A 19706-nucleotide genomic window follows, 5' to 3' on the forward strand; every position below is an offset into this window, starting at 1 on the left:
TTTCAAGCAACATTGACGGTTGTGGCGTGATATGCCGATCGACACCCCCTATAATGACACATAAATAGTGATTAAAACACAATCCAGCTTCCAATCAATTATAATAATTGGGGGAGGTTGTCAGTTATGAACAAAAAATTACTGTTGCCAATTATTATCGTTTTATTACTGCTTTCCGGATGCCACACCGTACAAAAAGTTGCGTTACATAATGGTAATGGAACTACGACAGTAACCGAAAAATTAACAGACGGAACAAACACGACGCCAGCGTATTACACACATACAGGTTTTATGAAGACATTGATTCACAACTACCCCCAGCTGAAACAGAACTTGGATAATTCCACACGCCCGAACACTTATGTCATTCCCGGCCTGCGGCAAACAAAATCATTGCAGGTCAATACCGGTAAAGTTGGCATCAGTAAAAAGATGGACCCACAAGGACTAGCTACTACTTATCATTACCTCATTATCTCCGCCTATAGTCATGATAAAAAATATAACTCGGTCCTTTACATTCTTGATAAAAAAACGGGCCAATATTTACGCGAAATTGTTTTGCCCGACAATTCCCACGTTGGTGGAATTGCCTACGATTCCGTTACAAAACGACTGTGGGTTACAACCGAAAACCAGCGCAATCAAGCCACATTATCTTCATTAAGTGCACAAAAATTAAGAACGGTCTCATTCGCCAAAACTCATCAGGTCGTTAAATTTGATCATAGTATCGTCTTACCAGGCGTCCCACGTTCTTCTTTTTTGACCTATCACCATAATGCGCTTTACGTCGGTTATTTTGGTGCCAATAAACAAGGACGATTTATTGCCTATCCGCTAACCAAAAATGGCTTACCTGACGTCAGCAAAGGAAGTCAGAAAGAATTACGTGGCACCGGCACCCAATTGGGTAGCTATACGACTGATAAACAATTACAAGGGGTCGCTTTCTACCAGGGTAAAATCCTATTTTCACAATCCTACGGACCGCAAAGCTCGAAAATTATGAGCTTCGACAATGACGGGCAGAAATCCTGGATTGACTTTGACAACGATGATGTTCTCAATCAGGTGATTATGCCGCCTTATTTGGAGCAAATCACCGTAGATGGCTCAAATCTTTACGCCATTTGTGAATCTGGAGCTGCCTATTATCGTAAAACCAAATTAAACTTTTATGCCGATCGTGTCATGAAATTCAAACTCAAAGATTTCGTTCAATAATTCTTTATTTTTTCGTAAGCAAAGTGTCGTAAGATAAAGGAAAAAGTTGGAGGCTTTTGCGTATGGATCAAACGGTTTTACTCGTTGAAGACGAAAAAGGATTGGTGGATTCCCTATCGACTGAATTTCAATTTGAGGGTTATCAAGTTTTGACGGCTGAGGATGGTTTGAGTGCCGTTAAAATTTTTGAAGATCATGCCGATCAAATCAACTTGATTATTTTAGATTGGATGCTGCCCAAATTAGACGGATTAGGCGTTTTACGCCGCATTCGCCGCACTAGCGATGTGCCGATCATCATGCTGACGGCTCGTGATTATACTGGCGATAAAGTGGCCGGTCTAACCAGCGGCGCCGATGATTATGTTACCAAGCCCTTCGACATCGAAGAATTATTGGCACGCATGCAAGTCGTTTTAAGAAGGCCGCGAATTGCTCAGACTCAAGTCAAACAATCCTTCTATCAGCTTGATGATTTAACACTAGACACAAACAAACGAGAGGTGACACGGGGCACACATCACATCCAACTGACTCAGCGCGAGTTTAAATTACTTTTGGAAATGTTTAAAGACGTCGGTAAAACCTTTACACGTGATGAATTATTAGATGCCGTCTGGGGCACCGACTTCGAAGGACAGCCCAATATTGTCGATGTATACATTCGTTATTTACGCAATAAAATCGATCATTTCGACGGTGAAAAAAAATTGATTCATACGGTTCGAGGCGTCGGTTATACATTAGCCATCAATAACTAAGGAGTCTGCAAAATGAGGACAGCCCAAAAACAAGATAGTGCTTCGATTATGCTGCGCAGTTTTTTGCTTCTGATTATCATCATCATTTTTTTCTCGAGTTTAACAACGGTTGTCGCAGTCGGGCATCAATTATTGGAGGTCAGTCGTTCAAATTCAGCGGAAATTATCACCAGTCTGAAAAAGACGGTAATCGATGGGGATGGCGATTGGAAAAATTGGCGTTCGAACAGCACCTTAAACACAAGTACCAGCTATGTTCATGTCGTCAACAACAGACCCGATGCCGATACTAAAAATTATTACTCCCCAGGCACCTATTCGCTGTTAAAAATACGGCCCCAAAAAGTTTTCTTTTTCAGCCATCTTTATTATCGCAACGGCAAGGGCTTTTTCTATTACAAAATGGGCCACGCTAAGGGGATTCAATACCAACTATGGACGAGCCTGAACCAACAGGCTGAAATCTTGGAACGGGTAATTTTAGTGACGATTGTAATTCTGGTCCTGACTTTACTGATTAGTCCGCTTTACATTCGTGTTATTGCTGATCGTCTCACCGACCCTCTAAAAAAGCTGACCACGAGTGCCAAAAAAGCGGCCGTGAAACCTAGCCAAGATCGCGTTCAGCTGCCTGTCCCCGTCCAGCCGAATGAAGTCAATGAATTGGCAAATAGTTTTAATCAATTATTGACACGTCTGAATAAACAAGCCGAACAGGAAAAACTTTTTGTTTCAAATGCAGCTCATGAATTACGCACCCCGATTGCCACAATTCGCAGTCATGCTCAACTGATCGAACGACGGGGGAAAGCCCATCCCGAAATCATTCCTAAATCCGTTCACTATATCAACGATGAATCTCAGCAAATGCAAACTTTGGTCGAAGAATTATTAACTTTGTCACGAGCCGATCGAATGCAACTTGATTTCACTGAATTTGATGTGAGTGCTTTACTGGTTAAAATTGTCGGTCAACTTCAGCCCCTGATTCCGCAAACGATTCAAGCCACACTGCCTGAAAAAGTTACCGTCACGGCTCACCAAGCCAGCATTGAACAAATTGTGTTGAATCTGCTCAATAACGCCAGTAAATATTCGCCTGCCGATAGTCAAATCCAGCTAATCCTCAGTGAGGATAACTCGCATCCAGTTTTACAGGTGGTCGATCAAGGACGTGGGATTACTGACCAAGAAAAACAGCACATCTTTGAACGTTTTTATCGTAGTGATGAAATTCGCGGCTCAATCCCAGGAACTGGGCTCGGCCTAGCAATCGTCAAACAATTGTCCGATCTCAATCATCTGCAGCTCACTGTGAGGGACAATCAGCCTGCCGGTACCATCTTTACATTGACCTTCTAAAAATTCCTTTCTGAAATAGAAAGGAATTTTTTTGTCTATTTTTGCTGGAATGGGCCTGATGTTCCATCAAGCAAGCACGCTGTAGCAGCTTTCTGAAAAATTCTCATTTTAAATTTATTTTAGTGTGCTTTTTTGCATCTTTGAATTTGATTAAGCTGATTAAGAATTCAAACAAGAAAAGAGGAACCCACATGTTTAACCTAACGCAATTACTCCCCAATCTCATTGTCCAATACGGCAGCTTCGTTTATTTAGGGTTGTTCGCCGCTGTGTTTATTGAGACGGGGATTGTCGTTTTCCCATTTTTACCTGGCGATTCATTGTTATTTTTGAGCGGTTCGATCGCTGCGATGTCGGGACATTCGTTAAATCTGGCCGTATTATTGCTTCTCTTGTCGATTGCAGCGATTGCCGGTGATAGTCTCAATTTCGAGATTGGCAAACGGTTTGGTCAGCGTCTTTCTCATTCCAAATGGATCAAGCCTCAATATTTGCAGGACGCGCAGGTTTTCTTCCAGCGACATGGCAATAGTGCCATCTTCCTGGGCCGTTTTATGCCGATCATCCGCACCTTCATTCCTTTTACAGCCGGTATCAGCAAGATGAAATATGAACACTTTATCTTATTCAATGTTCTGGGCGGTATTACCTGGGTAGCCGTTGCAACATTGTCAGGTTATTTTTTTGGCAACATTCCTGTCATTAAATCAAATTTTGAATTGATTATGATCGCAATTATTGTTATTTCCCTTTTGCCCGCCGTTTTAGTCGCACTTCAGAAAAAAATGAAAGGACCCAAAGCAGATGCAGAAAAGTAAAAATTGGCTACTGACTGGTTCGCTTTCCCTAATATTATTCGTGAGTTTAACTCTTCTAGTTAGTCTGTCGCCTACATGGCTAGTGGCCTTCGAAAGCAGTATTCAAAACACGATGACAAGTTTTGTTGATCCCGTCAGGACCCAGATTCTCAGTATCGTTGCTTTCTTCGGCAGTCCGATAATGGCGATTTTTCTGACCATTTTAGTCGCCGGCGCCTTTTGGCTGTATCACTATCGTCAAATTTCGATTTGGATTGTAGCAACACAGTTTTCTGGCGATGCCGTGGCACTCTTCGTAAAAGACTTTATCCAACGGCCACGACCAACTGGCCAAATTATTAAAGACACTGGATTCAGTTATCCCAGCGGACATACATTCAGTACCGCCATTTTAGTTTTAACCATCTTATTTATTGTCGTGCCGTTGTTAAAAGACCAAGAGGTGCAAGTCTTGGTGAGTGTGCTGGCCATTATTTGGCTTGGTGTCGTTGCTTTCTCACGTATCTATTTACGTGACCATTATCCCACCGATGTCATCGCTAGTTTATTGCTTGCTCTGACTTGGTGGACAGTCATGCGAGCCGCCTATTTTGCCTATCAAAATCGTTTTGCCAATTACAAAATCAAACAAACGAATAAAGAAAAGAGCTAATCAATATGAATCAACCTAAATTAACCATTGTAATCCCTGCTTATAATGAAGAAGCAGTTTTGCCAAACACCTTAAAAATCTTACTCAAAATTGAAAATAATTTGATTACCAGTAAAAAGATCGCCTTGAATTCAGATTTGCTTATCGTTGATGATGGTTCGTCTGATCGCACTTGGCAAATTATTCAAACTGTCCATGCGCAGCAGCCGCATATCAATGGAATCAAATTCAGCCGTAATTTCGGCCATCAAAATGCTTTAGTCGCCGGTATGACGGCTGCAATTCAAACGGCCGCCGTCGTCATCACCATTGATGCCGATCTGCAAGATGATCCTAATGCCATTCAAGCAATGGTCGATAAATATCTCCATGGCGCCGAAATTGTGTACGGTGTCCGTAATAATCGGGAGACTGATACTTGGTTTAAGCGTACGACTGCTAATCTTTATTATGCAACTTTAGCCGGTCTAGGTGTCCAGATCGTTCAGAACTCAGCCGATTTTCGTCTGATGTCAAAACAAGCGATCGAAACTTTTTTGAATTATGACGAACGCAATCTATTCATTCGTGGGATTATTCCTAAATTGGGATTTCACACCGAAAAAGTCTTTTACAAGCGCATGCCCAGAATGGCTGGTGAATCAAAGTATCCCCTCAAAAAAATGCTAGCCTTTGCTTGGGATGGTATCTCATCGCTGACAGTCGCACCGATCCGTTTCATTTTGGCATTTGGTATCCTCGTTTTGTTCGGCACTTTCATGACGTTTCTGCTCTCGTTATTTCATTTGTTCACTCTTTCGACAGTGGTGCTATCGATCTGGCTCATCGGCGGCATACAGCTCGTCAGTCTGGGAGTAGTCGGCGAATACATCGGTCAATTGACGACTGAGGTCAAACACCGCCCTCGTTATACCGTTCAAGAAACCCTGATCACTGCTTCGGCAGCAGATCCATTTCAAGCCCCTCTTTTTGCGTCGCAAATGACAACTGCAGCGCAAAAAGAAGCCCCAACATCAACGAAGGCTGGACTAAAACATGGCTATCAATATCAATAAATACATCAATCACTTAGCACTTGGAATTTTAGGAATTGGTTTGAGCCTCGCAGTGATTGCCAATCTTTTCTACCCCCAGAAAATTTCGATTTTTTTATTACTACTCGTTTTGCTTTTAATGAGCTGGTGCTTATGGACCCTTCTTTCGCAATGGCTGAACAGCCGAACCGAAAAACAGCTTCATTGGTTTTTCCGCATCGGAATGGGACTAATCCTGCTGATTCAGCTTTTCATCCTTGTTTTCTTACCAGCCACTATCCATCATGACCCGTTTCGTGTATTATATCAGGCCGAACAATTAAGTTATGGGCGCTACGACTGGGGCGCAACCACTTATTTCTGGCGTTATCCCAATAATGTTCCCCTAACCTATTTGATTTCACTGTGGCTTCGTCTGACTCATTCACTAAATTTATCAACGAACATTGGCATTGCCATGCTATCTTTGCTCATGCTGGATACATTTATCGTGACCGTTTTGGTTTTTGTTGACCACCATACTCAGCAAAATGGTTTCAAAATCATGCTGTTGCTATTCTTCTTGCTGAGCCCTTTTGCTTATACCTATTACCTGCAAGTCTTCTACTCAGATTTGCCGCTGCTCTTAGGTCTTTTATGGCTTTTTATCATTACCTTTAATTGGACCGATTATTCCCGCCGCCACAAAGCAGCATTTGGGAATATGCTCGTTCTAATTACCGTTTTAGCCGCACTTATCAAGCCCAATTTTGTTCTTATTGGAATTGCTGCTGTGATCGTTCTTGGTCTTTATTCGGTAGACCATCAGCAATCCCTCCAAACTTTATTGCCATTATTTTTGATTCTACTTGGCTTACTCCTCAGCCTCCCAGCGAAAAGCTTCATTTTGCAAATTGTCCATTTCAGCAATCACTCAAGTTATGAGATTCCGCTTACCAATTGGATTGCCATGAGTTATGCCCCCTCAGGAAACGGCTCCTATCATGCGGCTGCCATTCAGAAAATGAATACTTTGCCGACTTTAAAAGCACGCCAAACTTATTTAAATCAACAATTACCCCACATTTTAGCTCTCCTTGGGCCAACTGGAATTCTCCTGCGCTGGTTCAAAAAAGCCCTCACGTTTTTCAGTGTCAACACCGTTTTCAGCAGTTATACCGGCGGTTATCGTTCAGCGCCCCGCTTCTTTCAGCCCTATATTCGCAGCTGCCATGCTTATGGGCAAATCAGCGCTCGCTTTTTCTTGATTGAACTAGACCTGCTTGGCTTAACCGCCGCCTTTCAAAAGTTACGCCACAAGGACAGCCGCTTTTCATGGCAAGAATCACTGGTTGTCATCACAATGGTCGGTTTTTTCTTATTCCATACGTTGGTCTGGGAAAGCGAAGCCCGTTATGGACAGGTTTTTTTGCCCATGCTTTTCATTTGGCTCGCTACTTCTAAGCAAAAAATTATCCTGCCAAAGCTCGAACAAACACAAATCAGCGGAATAGCCTTAGTACTGAGCACTTTTGTGCTGCTGGGCGCAGCAGGCCTACATTCGGCCACTGCAAAAACGCCAAAACTGGTGGTCGCAGCTCAGCTCAGCCAGCTCTCCATTCAATATCATGCGAAGCCATGGCAGCTTCCAGCCGGTCAAAAGTTGCTTCAAACAGTTGCTCTGAACCATCAAGCTGACCACGTTACACTCTACACGCCAGTCAATGCTAAACTCACAGGTATTCTTAAAAACATTCATACCGGCCGTTCCTATCCATTAACCCGTAAGCAGGACCGAATGACCCTGCATCATTCATTGCCCATCGGCACCTATCAGCTTATGCTGACCAACCAAACACATGTCGAGCAGCCGGTCATGGTCAGTCACACAGAAAACAATCAACTCGCTGCATCCCCATTAAAGTTTATCCACACCAGCTACAAAAATGCCTCGCTGGTTTATTTCATCACCACATAAAGTAGAATCGAGGTGTTACTTCAAATGTTACCCACACAGCAGCGACTGTTGCTAATATTCAAGAATACTTTGGGGACGACCATGATTTTATTTTTTGCATTTGCGGCTGTTGGCCCCAGCAAGCAGCCATGGAACCTGCTTCAGCAACTGTTAATATTCACGCTGGCTGTTTTGACATTTCTCGGCGGCAAGATTCTATTTCAGTTGATTAACCGGCTTTCACACCAGGTTCAAATTACCCTTTTAGGAATAATTTTGCTTTTGAGCGGCGCCGCACAGTTTTACGTTGCGTTGCACTTTATCGATTATGGTCGTGCCGATTCTTTCTTTATCCGTGATCAGGCGATTCGGCTTGCCAATCATTCACATTATTGGACGCATTATTTCTTTGTTTATCCTAACAACGTCAATTTAGTCCTGCTCACCAGTTATCTGGTTCGATTCAGCAGGCTGTTTGGATGCGCAAACCCATGGTTATTCACCAATTTCTGTGGTTTTATTTGGCTGGACACTGGACTGGTCGCTGGAATATGGCTTTTAAAACGAAAAAAAGTTGTGCTCAGAATCCGTTTTTCATTTTTATGGCTATGCTGCCTGCCGATTTACGCTTATGGTGTTTTCAGTTACTCTGATCCGATTATTTTTCCAATTATACTGGATGCTTTTGCACTTATTTTATTAGCACAAACCCAACAGCATTGGCATTTATGGCTGACAAATGGCCTGCTTGCGATTTTATTAGTCGCTGCCTTTTTAATCAAAGGAAATATGATTGTCGGGCTGATCGCCTATGGACTTGTTCTGATAAGACAGTTTTTGCACCGTCGAATGACATTACAAAGATTTTTGCTCTCGATCGCAACTATCTTCACCGTCCTGATATTAGGCACGCTACTTTTTAAAGCACAAGCACAAAATACCGGTTATCAGCGTCAAACAAACACTGCGCTCCCTGCGACGAGCTGGATCATGATGAGCCTCAATCCTAAAAGCCAGGGCGAGTATGTTGCCCAAGATGCCGCTCATCAAATTTCACTCCCGACGTTTGCCGCAAAACAAGCTTCCGAAGCAAAACTGATTCAAAAACGACTTGCAAAGCTTGGTATCAATGGCCTGTTCACGCACACCTTATTAAAAGCGCAGTACTTTCTGACCGATGGCACCTTTGGAAGTCTGAAACTAACAAGCCAGTGGCAAAAAGTGCCTAACTGGTATTGGCAAAATAGGCCTGCCATGAATGGAAAGATTCGTATCATCGACCAAATTTTTCTATTGGTGCTGTTGTTGAATTGTCTTTTTGATTGGAGACCGCAAAGAAATGATTTTTTGACCTTATTCTGCCTAGGATTATGTGCATTTCACATTCTCTTTTGGGAAGTAGAACCTCGTTATGCGCTCCCTTTGCTGCCGATTCTCATGTTCTGGTCGGCAAATAGCCAACCAAACTATTCCTGCAAACTTTTTATACCAGCATTGGCAGCATTCAGCTGTATGGCTGCTTTTCTCCTTTTGATAATCGGGGCACCACGTCTTCCCGCAAATTCGATTTTGTCGCAACAGCAAAATGGAGCTTACTTTTCACATCGCACCTGCAAAATTGTGCCCAATCATCAGCTGACCACAACTATTCAAAGCGATACAAACCACGAAAAACTATTTTTATATCCTCAGAAAGGAAGTGGTCGCACTCTTATTTCAATTTATCAAGATGATCAACTTATTACCCAAAAATTAGGAACACCGCAGCAATTAAGCAAAATCTATTTTAAAGGTGCCCACAAAGGTTCTTTAAAGATCGTCATCCAAAATAAAGGAACAATCCCCCTGTTTTACGGGACTGGTGCTTCAAGCTACCCAATTTCCGCACACCCCATCCACGGCCATCCAGATCGTTACCTTCGATATGAATTAAAAAAATAGGTTCTAAGTCGAGCAATGAGTTCGATTTGAAACTTTTATAGCACTCAGTTAGCCGCTGAGTGCTATTTGATTGACTCAGAGCTTGCATGTTAAATGCTTATTTATAATGGTGGGATATAATGAGAGTGAATGGTGGTGAGCAAATGGAATTAGCGACGCTTCAAAATTATATTACGATTGCAGATTTGGGCAATATCACAGCAGCGGCCAAACTGCTGCATATTTCACAGCCGGCTTTATCACGCCAATTAAAAGATTTAGAAACTGAAATGGGCACGTCTTTAATGGAACGAACCAATCGTGGCATTACGCTGACTGACAAAGGTGAATTGCTGCTTAACCGTGCTCGAGAACTGGTTACACTTGCCGAAAAAACCAAGCAGGATGTCAAAACTCAAAATATGATCGGCGGCGATCTTTATATTGGTGCGGGCGAAACTCAGGGAATGCGCATCGTTGCAATGGCGGTCCGTCAGCTTCAACTCAAATATCCTGACGTCCGTGTTCATTTATACAGCGGCAATGCGGAAGATTTGACCAGCAAAATGCAAAGTGGCTTTTTGGATTTTTCCATTCTGACTTTGCCAGCCAATCATGACAATAATCATTTCATCAAGCTTCCGCATCAAGACATTTGGGGCGTTATCGTTCGCCAAGATGACCCGTTAGCCGACTTAAACGTAATCAAGCCGCAAGATCTGCACAATTGCAAATTGATCATTTCCAGTCAGCATCAAGTTCACGATCAATTTGAGGCTTGGCTTGGTGCGCCTTTAGAAAAGGAACAGGTCGTCGGCACTTACAATCTGATTTTTAATGCTGCTCTTTTAGTTGAACAAAACTTTGGGACCCTTGTGGGCTTTAATAATTTGATCGCGTCCACTGCTGATAATCACTTGATTTTCCGTCCCCTTGCTTATTTCCATGCCGCCCAAATGAATCTCGTTTGGAAACGGGGACGAGAACTCTCGCCGATTGCAGCCGCATTTTTAACCGAGATCAACCAATTGATCGTCACCGCAAAACAGCCATAAAATTATCAAATACCACCCTATCAAAGATAAGTATTTTACATGCTTATCAAAACCAATTAAGCTGACCTTATTCAAACAAAGGGGTGCTTAATTTGACAGTCAAGAATAAAGTCGTTGTAATTACAGGTGCATCAAGCGGAATCGGTGAAGCAACTGCAAAATTGCTTGCCAAAAATGGCGCACAAGTGATGCTTGGTGCTCGCCGTGAAGAACGTTTACAAAAAATCACCCAAGAAATCATCGATGACGGCGGTCAGGCAGCTTATCGGACGGTCGATGTTCGTGATCTCGGCCAAGTCCAAAATTTAGTCGAAGACGCCATCCAAAAATTCGGACATCTTGACGTTATTTTCAATAATGCCGGTATTATGCCGAATTCGCCCTTGAGCGAACTCAAAGTCCAAGAATGGTACGATACGATCGATATCAACCTCAAAGGTGTGCTAAATGGAATCGCCGCTGTTTTGCCAACGTTTACCAGCCAAAAATCTGGCCAAGTGATTGCCACTTCTTCGGTCGCCGGCTTAAAAAGTTTTACGGATGGTGCGATTTATGGGGCCACAAAATGGGGCGTTCGCGATTTAATGGAAGTATTGCACATGGAAAGTGCCCAAGAAGGCACCAATATCCGTACAGCGACAATTTATCCTTCTGCAACCAAATCTGAGTTGCTCGATCACATTTCTGATCAGCGAGTCCATGCGGATATGGTCAAACATTATAATGAAGCTGAACTGACGTCAGAAGATGTGGCCAAGGTCGTTCAATTTGCGATCGACCAGCCTGAAGACGTTAATATTAGTGAATTGACCGTTTATCCGACCGGTGAAAAATAAATCGTTAAAAAAGCAGGAAATCTTGCGATTTCCTGCTTTTTCTGACTATAGGTTTTCTTTGAAGAACTTTTCAAACTTGTCAAAAGGAATAATGTCGATGTTGTCATAAAAATCAACATGCTGTCCATGTGGTTCGACATCCAAATATTTCGGTTGATTCAAACGGGCAAATGTTTCATCAGTAAAGGCCTTCGAATGCGCTTCTGCACTCGTCACCATGAAAATCGGACGGGGCGCGATTTCATTGATTCGCCGTGTTGCTTCAAAATTCATAAAACTTAAGTTAGAGACATAGGTGATATTTTTCAAAGCATGCGGATGCCAGCCCCGTTTAAACCCATAAAAGCTGAAGAATTCCTTGCTGACGGCATCCAAGCCAGCTGGATACTCGGTGACAGGATGACTCGGATAATTTTGCGGTGCAGCAGTCCTATCTGTCCAACGTTGTTGACTAAACTGAGCGACTTGCTTAGCACGAGTTTCACCTGTTGCTAAATTAGCCAGATGGGGAATGTCATACATCACACTGGTGGCCACAGCTTTGAGACGTGAATCTTGTGCAGCGGCTGATAACACAAAACCGCCCGAAGCACAAATACCGAGCCCACCGATGCGGTTACGATCGACAAAGTCAACGGTACCTAAATAATCAACAGCCGCCGAAAAATCTTCGACATAGGTGTCCGGCGAACCGCTATAACGGGGATAACCGCCTGAATAACCATGATAAGCCGGATCAAATGCGACAACAACAAACCCACGTTGTGCCAATTGATTTGCATAAATACCTGGCCCTTGTTCTTTGACACCACCGAATGGCGGTCCAATGACTAATGCTGGTGATTTGGTATTTTTATCTAAATCCTTGGCATAATAGAGATCGGCTGCAATTTCAACACCATATCTGGTTTTATAATAAACATGCTCACGCGTCACACTAGGATCTTTTTCAAAAATATAATATTCGTCACCAGGTTTCACACGAGTCGCTAACAACGGATTTATTTCTGTCATGATGATTCCTCCTCTTATTTAGCCCACAAGAAATTGATCAATGCCTTATCAACCTGCGCATTTGAATGCAATTTGCTATGTTGAGCCTGCTTTCCATCGATTTCAAGGTTACGATAGGATTTTGCCCGATTGCCAACTAAGTATTGCAATGACTTAGACGAATCGTTTTGAACCGTGCCATCGGAATGATCTCCGATGTTGCCATAAATATTCAAAACTTCAGCATTTTTCGGAAAAGTCGTTCTCAGGCTTAATAAATCACGATAAGTCTTGATCATTTCCTGTGGTTTGCCATTTTTATCAACTGAATTGCCTTTAATGGCATCAATCCCACGAATTCCGTCAAAATGCCCGGCAATATTGACTTCCTTGTGCAGTTGCGGCAGTTTTTTATGCGTCGGTGCAATCTCGGCTAGATAATACATGACAGCTTCATTGCCGGCCGAATGGGAAACGGTATTATACTGTGTAAATCCGTATTGCTTTTGAAGCGCCGTTAAGACATTTTCAACCCACTTGCCCGTAGTGTGATAATTGATTTGACGAGGATTCTTAAAATCGACCATCACAATCGGATTGACCGCTTTTCTGGGTAATTTTCCCACTAAAGTGACTTGCCCTTTTTTTGAAACCTCAGCACGAATCACACCATTAGTCACCTGTGCTTTTTTGGCCGCAGCGACCATATGTTCTTCGGCATGATAGCTGCTGCCCCAGCCATGAAAAAACAGCGTCGGAATGTGCGTTTGCGTATATTGTTTCGCAACGCTGGAATGGGCGGAATGGTTGTACACGCCAAAGCCGCCGCCAATGAGCACCAGCGCCACTAAAATGAACCCGATGATTTTCGTTTGTTTTTTCATTATAACGCCTGATTTCTAGGGCGAATCAAAATTTCATTGATGTCGACATTTTCAGGCTGACTCATGATAAAGACAGCACTTGCGGCAATATCCTCCGGCTTCAAGAGTGCTGCATCTTGTTTAGCAGCTGCAATAATATTGGCACGAATCTTTTCATCGCCAACCGTATTGATTAATTCTGTATCAACTGAACCAGGCGAAACGAGCGCCGTTTTAATGCCATTTTTGACCCATAAAGTTTTTGTCGAATAAGATTGCTTTGAACTTGCTGAGACAACACCAGTTTGAAAGAATAATCCACTGGCTAGAAGAACTAAAATCAGCAATCCCGACATCCTTTTTTTCATTGTGCGACCTCCCCAACTTAGTTCTTTACTTTCCTAATTTTAACTGTAAATGTACCCGGCTGTTTTTTAATGCTTGGACAGCTTTTTTTGAGTCAAAGTGCCCAATGATATGGATCCCCGCATAATAATTAACATGCCCATCATATAAAACCACCCGTGGCTGCGGTGACCAATAGCCGATATCGCCCGTTTGAGCACTATTTCCGTTCGGCATTCCCTTAGTGGATAGTTTTGCAGGCAGGTCGCCAATCTTTTCATCAAAACCAGAACCGAATGCACTAAACTTTAATTTGAATGGTAACTTTTTCTTCAACCCATTTGCTGCTGCATTGTTATCCAAATGGGCTTTATAGTCGTGATTTGAAAAACGGACCACGATTTTAGTTTTGGCAGCAGCCAAAACTGGTTGTTGAATGCTGGTGACGACCCCAAACAAAAACAACGCACTCGCCAGAATTGCAAAACGAAGCAGCTTCTTCAAATTCATTTCTACCACCCCTTTTTATTTTATGTTAAAACCAGTTTTGAGCCCTGTCTAATGCTTATTTCAGATAGAGCGGTATAACAAGAGTGGATAACAAAAACCATCAGTCCGATTAAAGGGTTGATGGTCTTTGTGGTCAATAAAGAACTTGATTAACATGTTTCAAAGGCTTATAACCGTGCAATCTTGCCTGCTAATTCATAAAAAGTATACGCCAACTGTAATTAACATGGATCCTTTAAAATAACCTTGTGAGTCGCAAAATAGTAACACTAAATCGCACAAAAATAACACCAACCCTGACAAAGAGTTGGTGTTATTTTATGGGCTTCGAAAAAGCGCCTCACTCGTTTTAAAGAATGTCTGTAAGCCAATGGCCGAACTCGCAGGCCAAATGAATTTGATGATCGTGAATCATAAAGTCAGGCAATAGGCTTGGAAATTCAACAACTGCTTTAAAACGAAAACCGCTTGCTTCCTTTTTTACTTGATGCCGCACGCCACCAATGATCGTACCATCCTTCAATCTGGCTGCTCCAAATAATTGCGCTGAATATCCAGCTGACAAAGTCGAGCATAATCCAGAAGCATCTCCATAATGTGCATAAAAGTGAGTCGGCAACGGCGAACCACCAGTTACCTCAAGAACCTCTTGTACATCGTCAGATGAAGCCTGTAACACATAATGATCTGGATTTGCACCAATATTCAAAGCAAAATGAGCGGGATCATTGATCATCATCACATCATTGAGACGTGCGATAACTTCTGCTGGTGTTAATTGACTGTTGGGAACAACAATTTCTGTAATGCTAAATTTGCGCTTACCATTTGAAAGCTTTTCTGCAATAACAGAGGCTGCGTTCCCTACTTCATAACGTCCCCGTAAAACTCGGCGTAAATCTGACATTCCCATTGCCAGCTTAACACGGACAAGTTCGTTCTGAATAAAAGCCATTTCATGCTGAGCAAACCATTTCTCCATACGTGGGTCAAAAACCACCCCTTGCTGATGACGAAGTAAATTATAACTGACTCGCAGACGTCTAAATTCCCAATCTAAAATAACTTTGGCTGGAATCACCTGGCCATCCATCTCAAAAATAAGCCGTTTTGTATCGATCATTTGATCTCCCCTCAGTCTATATAAAAAACGATCATAAATGATTTTTCTATTATCAAAATTTTAATCAAGCAACTGGATGAAGCTAATTATATCAATCGGCTTATAAAAAACCACCTTATCGCTAATTTCCACTTCATAAATCATCCCTGTGGTGTCCACTAGTGACCAAATTTTGTTCGTAAATACATGCTTTTTAGCTATATAGATACCCACTTTAAGCATTATACGTATGAATGTTTGGGCGATATACTCGATTCATCAGTTAAGCAACACATTCAAATTTTTAGGAGGATTTAAGATGTCAGTTAAAAATAAAGTGGTTATCATTACAGGTGCATCCAGTGGAATCGGTGAAGCAACCGCCAAGTTACTAGCCAAGAATGGTGCCAAAATTGTTTTAGGCGCTCGTCGCGAATCACGTTTGCAAGAATTAGTGGATGAAATCAAAAAAGAGGGTGGTCAAGCAACATACAGTATCACCGATGTTATTAAGCCAGAAGATTTAAAAGCATTGGTTCAAAAAGCTAAGGATAGTTATGGCAAAATCGATGTCATCTTCAATAATGCCGGCATTATGCCAACGAGTCCTTTAAGTGCTTTGCACACCGATGAATGGAACCAAATGATCGGCACCAACTTAAAAGGTGTTTTAAATGGCATCGCCGCTGTCTTACCTGATTTTTCCAAACAAAAATCAGGTCAAGTAGTCACTACCTCATCTGTTGCTGGTTTAAAGAGATTCGTTGGTTCTGGTGTTTATGGTGCCACCAAGTTCGCCGTTAAAAACGCAATGGAAGTCTTACGAATGGAAAGTGCGCAAGAAGGTACGAATATTCGGACAACTACTTTATATCCTGGTGCCATCAACACTGAATTACTGCATACCATTACTGATGATGCTGCTGCTAAAAAAATGGCGGCTCAATATAATCGAGTCGGCATTTCACCAGATGCCATCGCTCGTGCGGTCAACTTTGCAATCGATCAGCCTGAAGAGGTCGATATCAGTGAATTGACGATTTATCCAACCAAACAAGGCTAAAGGGAGGCCATTTAAATGAATGATTCAGAAAAAGAAGTGAAGGACGGCTTATTTGCCATCGGCGGTAAAAATATCGCATTTCAAAAGAATTTTATCGGTCTAAGTTATCACAATTCATTAGTCAAAGACCCTGATATCAATGTCACTGTCAGCAATGTTAGCTTTGAACCGAGCTGCCGCAACAATTGGCACATTCATCATAATGGTTACCAGATTCTTTTGGTCACTGGCGGCGAAGGCTGGTATCAAGAATGGGGCAAGCCGGCACAGAAACTTCATCCTGGTGATGTCATCGTGACTCATGATGGTGTTAAACATTGGCATGGTGCCACTAAAGATAGTTGGATGAGTCATATTGCCATCACTGCCGGAACCCCTGAATGGCTTGAACCTGTGTCCGATGAAGAATACGGCCAATTAAATTAAGCGTGTTTCGTTATGGTCGCAATTGTCTATTTTTCACATGCTAAGGAGAATCTTTATCGTAATTCTGTCCGCAATCTTATCCAAGGAAATACAGCTATCATGGCCGCTAAAATTGCGCAGCAGCTTCACGCAACCTCTACAGAAATCATTCCTGTTCGGCCTTATCCTGCTAATTATCAGCAAACTTTAACGGTTACCAAAAACGAACTTGATCAGAAACGTTTCCCAGACATTAAACCCATTAAAATTGATTTTCATAAAGAAAAGAACCTCTTTTTAGGATTCCCAAATTGGTGGAGTACCATTCCACGGCCAGTTGCAACCTTCTTAAAATCACAATCATTGGAGAATGTTCATATTTATCCATTTTGTACTCACGAAGGCAGCCAATTTGGGTACAGTCGCAAAGACATCCAGCTGCTTGCACCCAATGCCGTCATTCACCAAGGCCTTCCTATTCGAGGCGTCTGTGTCGGGCAAGCCGATCAAGCAATTCAAAACTGGCTCAGTACGATCAATCTTTAAAGACAACTATGTAAAAATAGCTGTCTTTTTGTGTTTTTATACCTTATAGGCATGTTATGCTAACGATAGATGGGAGTCCTGATTATGGAAATGCGATTATTACGTTACTTTTGGACGGTGGCCGAGGTCGGTACGATTACCCAAGCAGCCGAACAGCTTCACGTGACTCAGCCGACTTTGAGCCGCCAAATCAAAAACTTGGAAACAGACCTTGGAACACCCCTATTTACACGCAATAAAAATCATTTAGCGCTAACCCAAGCTGGCTTATTTTTAAAGACCCGAGCTGAGGAAATCCTTGAACTCGATCAACAGACCGAGCAAGCTTTTATCGATGAAAAGAATCAATTATTCAGCGGCACAATTCATATCGGCTGTGTCGAAGCTGACAACTCGGACACGATGGCAATGATTCTCGAAGAATTTATCCGTGATTATCCCCAAGTCAAGTTCACCGTTGTGACTAGGACCAGCAGTTATGTTTCTGATCTTTTGGATAAAGGCATCATTGATGTGGCCATTCTATTAAAACCAATTGATACGCAAAAATATGAATCTTTAACTTTGCCACGAACCGAGCGCTGGGGCCTGCTTGTTTCTAAAGACGCTTTTTTGGCACAAAAAGACTTGATCACGCCCAATGACCTCTTAGATTTGCCGCTTATTATGTCCCGTCGTTCGGAAGTTTCAACCATGCTGGAGAAATGGCTTGGTCATCCCTTAAGCGAATTAAATGTGATTGGTTATTTTAACCTTCATTTCAATATCGAGCCCTTAGTTGAACGTCAGATTGGCGTGGCACTTGGCATCGAAGGTGCAATGTCAGCAGCTGATCATGACTTGCTAAAATTCATCCCACTCGACCCTGAACTCAAAACAAACTGTGTCCTTGCATGGGCCCGGAATCGCAATCTTTCGCCGGTTGCTTCGAAATACATCCGGCGTTTCAAAGATGCTTTTCAGAACTAGCATACCTGCTAGGCATATTAACCTGTGAAACAAGCATTATTCAAATGATATATTCTCCTTTATGATGATCCTTGTTGAACGAACAAGAATCACAGAAAGGAATAAGCTATATGTCAAATACAAATATTAAAATCACCGTAAACAACCAGACTTTATCCGGCCAATTTTTCGATAACAAAACGGCGCAAGCATTGTTAGCGCAATTTCCAGAAACTCTACCCATGTTAAATTTATATGGTCGTGAAATGACCTATCGTTTCAAAAAGGCATTGCCAACCGATCAGCTCAGCACTAGTGGCTACCAAGTCGGCGACATTGCCTATTGGGCGCCACGGCATAGTTTCGTGATTTTTTATAAACAAACCGGCGAGGTAATCTCTGATCTACAAAAAATCGGTCATATTGATTCCGATTTAGCTTTCTTAAATCATGCTGGCGACTTACAATTTCAATTCAAACAAGCTTAACCACTTCTAAAAAAGCTGCGAAAATTTCGCAGCCTTTTTTTATTTGAATTCATGCCTTCTAGCTATGTCACATTTAAATTTAAGCATTATACGTATGTATTTTGCGGACTTATACTTGATTCATCAGTTAAGCAAACAAAGGAGAAAATAATATGAAAAACGTTTTAATTTTAGGTGCCAATGGGCGAATAGCTCGAATTGTGCGTCAGTGCTTGCTGGAGCATCCAAATAAAGTTCATGTGACTTCTTATCTACGGAACGCCGCAAGAATCACACCAGGCCAAAATGAGACTGTTATTGATGGTGATGTCATGGATGAACATCAATTATCAGAAGCAATGGCAGGCCAAGATATTGTTTATGCCAATTTAGTTGGCAATATGGCACGAATGGCCAGCAATGTCTTAAATGCGATGAAGATCAATTCGGTGCAACGTTTGATTTGGGTCACTGGATCAGGCCTGTATCATGAAGTTCCAAATCCATTTGGCGATTGGGTCGAAAAAACAGTCGGTCATGCTTCCAAAGAAGATACGCGTGAAGCAGCTCGTTTAATTGAATCTTCATCGATTAAATACACCATTATTCGTGCAGCTGTTATGACTGACGCGGACGAAATTGATTACGAATTAACTGAAAAAGGAACACCTTTCAAAGGAAAGCTGATTCCACGCAAGAGCATCGCCGATTTTGTCGTTTCTTTGATCAAAGATCCTAGTCAACATGTTGACGGCAGCTTAGGTATTGATAAACCAGGCTCAACATTTGAGCAAGTATTGGCAAGATTTTAAGAAAAATATGAATAGAAAAAGGGAATTGAAGTGAACCCCAAAAATTGG

Annotated in this window: 20 protein-coding genes and 1 pseudogene; 16 read left to right on the forward strand and 5 right to left on the reverse strand. The window is 42.2% G+C overall.

Annotated features, from left to right (window positions below; translation table 11 throughout):
• Window positions 1–126: 126 nt before the first annotated feature.
• The 10 genes and pseudogenes from IV40_RS07825 (at window position 127) to IV40_RS07870 (ending at window position 11604) form a co-directional block, all read left to right on the forward strand.
• The gene (locus IV40_RS07825) at window positions 127–1230 is read left to right on the forward strand and encodes a YncE family protein (RefSeq protein WP_057770248.1); all 1104 of its coding nucleotides are present in this window, start codon (window positions 127–129) and stop codon (window positions 1228–1230) included.
• Between the two features lie 62 nt (window positions 1231–1292).
• Entirely contained in the window at window positions 1293–1991 is a 699-nt protein-coding gene (locus IV40_RS07830; protein ID WP_057770252.1) for a response regulator transcription factor, read from the forward strand.
• A 12-nt stretch (window positions 1992–2003) separates the two neighbouring features.
• On the forward strand, window positions 2004–3353 hold the full coding sequence (locus IV40_RS07835) for a sensor histidine kinase (protein WP_057770254.1): 1350 nt from the start codon (window positions 2004–2006) through the stop codon (window positions 3351–3353).
• A gap of 191 nt (window positions 3354–3544) precedes the next feature.
• Window positions 3545–4171 (forward strand): VTT domain-containing protein, encoded by a 627-nt coding sequence (locus IV40_RS07840; RefSeq protein ID WP_057770257.1) that lies wholly within the window; start codon window positions 3545–3547, stop codon window positions 4169–4171.
• A gap of 112 nt (window positions 4172–4283) precedes the next feature.
• Window positions 4284–4823, forward strand: coding sequence for a phosphatase PAP2 family protein (locus tag IV40_RS07845; RefSeq protein WP_057770260.1), 540 nt, complete (start codon window positions 4284–4286; stop codon window positions 4821–4823).
• A 5-nt stretch (window positions 4824–4828) separates the two neighbouring features.
• Window positions 4829–5752: pseudogene (locus IV40_RS07850) on the forward strand (glycosyltransferase family 2 protein); the annotation flags it as partial.
• 106 nt (window positions 5753–5858) lie between these two features.
• The gene (locus tag IV40_RS07855; RefSeq protein WP_057770263.1) at window positions 5859–7814 is read left to right on the forward strand and encodes a hypothetical protein; all 1956 of its coding nucleotides are present in this window, start codon (window positions 5859–5861) and stop codon (window positions 7812–7814) included.
• 24 nt (window positions 7815–7838) lie between these two features.
• Complete coding sequence (locus tag IV40_RS07860; protein WP_156404261.1) at window positions 7839–9734, forward strand: hypothetical protein; 1896 nt, start codon at window positions 7839–7841, stop codon at window positions 9732–9734.
• A 143-nt stretch (window positions 9735–9877) separates the two neighbouring features.
• Window positions 9878–10768 (forward strand): LysR family transcriptional regulator, encoded by an 891-nt coding sequence (locus tag IV40_RS07865; protein WP_057770270.1) that lies wholly within the window; start codon window positions 9878–9880, stop codon window positions 10766–10768.
• Between the two features lie 92 nt (window positions 10769–10860).
• Window positions 10861–11604, forward strand: a complete 744-nt coding sequence (locus tag IV40_RS07870) for an SDR family oxidoreductase (RefSeq protein ID WP_057770273.1) — start codon at window positions 10861–10863, stop codon at window positions 11602–11604.
• A gap of 45 nt (window positions 11605–11649) precedes the next feature.
• Here the strand turns inward: IV40_RS07870 and IV40_RS07875 are convergent, their stop codons facing one another.
• From IV40_RS07875 to IV40_RS07895, 5 genes are all read right to left on the reverse strand, one after another.
• Complete coding sequence (locus tag IV40_RS07875; protein WP_057770276.1) at window positions 11650–12618, reverse strand: alpha/beta hydrolase; 969 nt, start codon at window positions 12616–12618, stop codon at window positions 11650–11652.
• Between the two features lie 14 nt (window positions 12619–12632).
• Window positions 12633–13481: an alpha/beta hydrolase gene (locus IV40_RS07880; RefSeq protein WP_057770278.1), complete on the reverse strand. Its 849-nt coding sequence runs from the start codon at window positions 13479–13481 to the stop codon at window positions 12633–12635.
• Complete coding sequence (locus tag IV40_RS07885) at window positions 13481–13828, reverse strand: SDR family oxidoreductase (RefSeq protein WP_057770282.1); 348 nt, start codon at window positions 13826–13828, stop codon at window positions 13481–13483. The genes IV40_RS07880 and IV40_RS07885 overlap by 1 nt, the downstream gene beginning before the upstream one ends.
• Before the next feature lie 25 nt (window positions 13829–13853).
• Window positions 13854–14315, reverse strand: a complete 462-nt coding sequence (locus tag IV40_RS07890; RefSeq protein ID WP_057770285.1) for a cyclophilin-like fold protein — start codon at window positions 14313–14315, stop codon at window positions 13854–13856.
• A gap of 349 nt (window positions 14316–14664) precedes the next feature.
• A complete protein-coding gene (locus IV40_RS07895; protein ID WP_057770287.1) occupies window positions 14665–15438 on the reverse strand; it encodes a hypothetical protein in 774 nt (257 codons plus the stop codon).
• 298 nt (window positions 15439–15736) lie between these two features.
• Here IV40_RS07895 and IV40_RS07900 point away from each other — a divergent pair, with 298 nt between their 5' ends.
• The 6 genes from IV40_RS07900 to IV40_RS07925 all read left to right on the forward strand — a co-directional run bounded on the left by IV40_RS07900 (window position 15737) and on the right by IV40_RS07925 (window position 19658).
• Window positions 15737–16480 carry an SDR family oxidoreductase gene (locus IV40_RS07900; RefSeq protein ID WP_057770290.1) on the forward strand — a complete coding sequence of 248 codons (744 nt, stop codon included), beginning with the start codon at window positions 15737–15739 and terminating at the stop codon, window positions 16478–16480.
• A 15-nt stretch (window positions 16481–16495) separates the two neighbouring features.
• The gene (locus IV40_RS07905) at window positions 16496–16906 is read left to right on the forward strand and encodes a cupin domain-containing protein (RefSeq protein WP_057770293.1); all 411 of its coding nucleotides are present in this window, start codon (window positions 16496–16498) and stop codon (window positions 16904–16906) included.
• Between the two features lie 12 nt (window positions 16907–16918).
• The gene (locus IV40_RS07910; protein WP_082617932.1) at window positions 16919–17431 is read left to right on the forward strand and encodes a flavodoxin; all 513 of its coding nucleotides are present in this window, start codon (window positions 16919–16921) and stop codon (window positions 17429–17431) included.
• 84 nt (window positions 17432–17515) lie between these two features.
• Entirely contained in the window at window positions 17516–18400 is an 885-nt protein-coding gene (locus tag IV40_RS07915) for a LysR family transcriptional regulator (RefSeq protein WP_057770297.1), read from the forward strand.
• Between the two features lie 110 nt (window positions 18401–18510).
• The gene (locus IV40_RS07920; RefSeq protein WP_057770300.1) at window positions 18511–18867 is read left to right on the forward strand and encodes a cyclophilin-like fold protein; all 357 of its coding nucleotides are present in this window, start codon (window positions 18511–18513) and stop codon (window positions 18865–18867) included.
• Between the two features lie 152 nt (window positions 18868–19019).
• Window positions 19020–19658, forward strand: a complete 639-nt coding sequence (locus tag IV40_RS07925) for an NAD(P)H-binding protein (RefSeq protein ID WP_057770303.1) — start codon at window positions 19020–19022, stop codon at window positions 19656–19658.
• Window positions 19659–19706: the final 48 nt, after the last annotated feature.

The organism is Lactobacillus selangorensis (assembly GCF_001437205.1).
Lineage (GTDB): Bacteria > Bacillota > Bacilli > Lactobacillales > Lactobacillaceae > Paralactobacillus > Paralactobacillus selangorensis.

Excerpts from the sequence above, each read along its gene's own strand:
- IV40_RS07915 (WP_057770297.1), top strand. The coding sequence starts at position 17,516 with ATGGAAATGCGATTATTACGTTACTTTTGGACGGTGGCCGAGGTCGGT.
- IV40_RS07860 (WP_156404261.1), top strand. The coding sequence starts at position 7,839 with ATGTTACCCACACAGCAGCGACTGTTGCTAATATTCAAGAATACTTTG.
- IV40_RS07825 (WP_057770248.1), top strand. The coding sequence starts at position 127 with ATGAACAAAAAATTACTGTTGCCAATTATTATCGTTTTATTACTGCTT.
- IV40_RS07865 (WP_057770270.1), top strand. The coding sequence starts at position 9,878 with ATGGAATTAGCGACGCTTCAAAATTATATTACGATTGCAGATTTGGGC.
- IV40_RS07890 (WP_057770285.1), bottom strand. The coding sequence starts at position 14,315 with ATGAATTTGAAGAAGCTGCTTCGTTTTGCAATTCTGGCGAGTGCGTTG.
- IV40_RS07920 (WP_057770300.1), top strand. The coding sequence starts at position 18,511 with ATGTCAAATACAAATATTAAAATCACCGTAAACAACCAGACTTTATCC.
- IV40_RS07875 (WP_057770276.1), bottom strand. The coding sequence starts at position 12,618 with ATGACAGAAATAAATCCGTTGTTAGCGACTCGTGTGAAACCTGGTGAC.
- IV40_RS07885 (WP_057770282.1), bottom strand. The coding sequence starts at position 13,828 with ATGAAAAAAAGGATGTCGGGATTGCTGATTTTAGTTCTTCTAGCCAGT.
- IV40_RS07840 (WP_057770257.1), top strand. The coding sequence starts at position 3,545 with ATGTTTAACCTAACGCAATTACTCCCCAATCTCATTGTCCAATACGGC.
- IV40_RS07880 (WP_057770278.1), bottom strand. The coding sequence starts at position 13,481 with ATGAAAAAACAAACGAAAATCATCGGGTTCATTTTAGTGGCGCTGGTG.
- IV40_RS07835 (WP_057770254.1), top strand. The coding sequence starts at position 2,004 with ATGAGGACAGCCCAAAAACAAGATAGTGCTTCGATTATGCTGCGCAGT.
- IV40_RS07910 (WP_082617932.1), top strand. The coding sequence starts at position 16,919 with ATGGTCGCAATTGTCTATTTTTCACATGCTAAGGAGAATCTTTATCGT.
- IV40_RS07900 (WP_057770290.1), top strand. The coding sequence starts at position 15,737 with ATGTCAGTTAAAAATAAAGTGGTTATCATTACAGGTGCATCCAGTGGA.
- IV40_RS07905 (WP_057770293.1), top strand. The coding sequence starts at position 16,496 with ATGAATGATTCAGAAAAAGAAGTGAAGGACGGCTTATTTGCCATCGGC.
- IV40_RS07895 (WP_057770287.1), bottom strand. The coding sequence starts at position 15,438 with ATGATCGATACAAAACGGCTTATTTTTGAGATGGATGGCCAGGTGATT.
- IV40_RS07830 (WP_057770252.1), top strand. The coding sequence starts at position 1,293 with ATGGATCAAACGGTTTTACTCGTTGAAGACGAAAAAGGATTGGTGGAT.
- IV40_RS07925 (WP_057770303.1), top strand. The coding sequence starts at position 19,020 with ATGAAAAACGTTTTAATTTTAGGTGCCAATGGGCGAATAGCTCGAATT.
- IV40_RS07855 (WP_057770263.1), top strand. The coding sequence starts at position 5,859 with ATGGCTATCAATATCAATAAATACATCAATCACTTAGCACTTGGAATT.
- IV40_RS07845 (WP_057770260.1), top strand. The coding sequence starts at position 4,284 with ATGACAAGTTTTGTTGATCCCGTCAGGACCCAGATTCTCAGTATCGTT.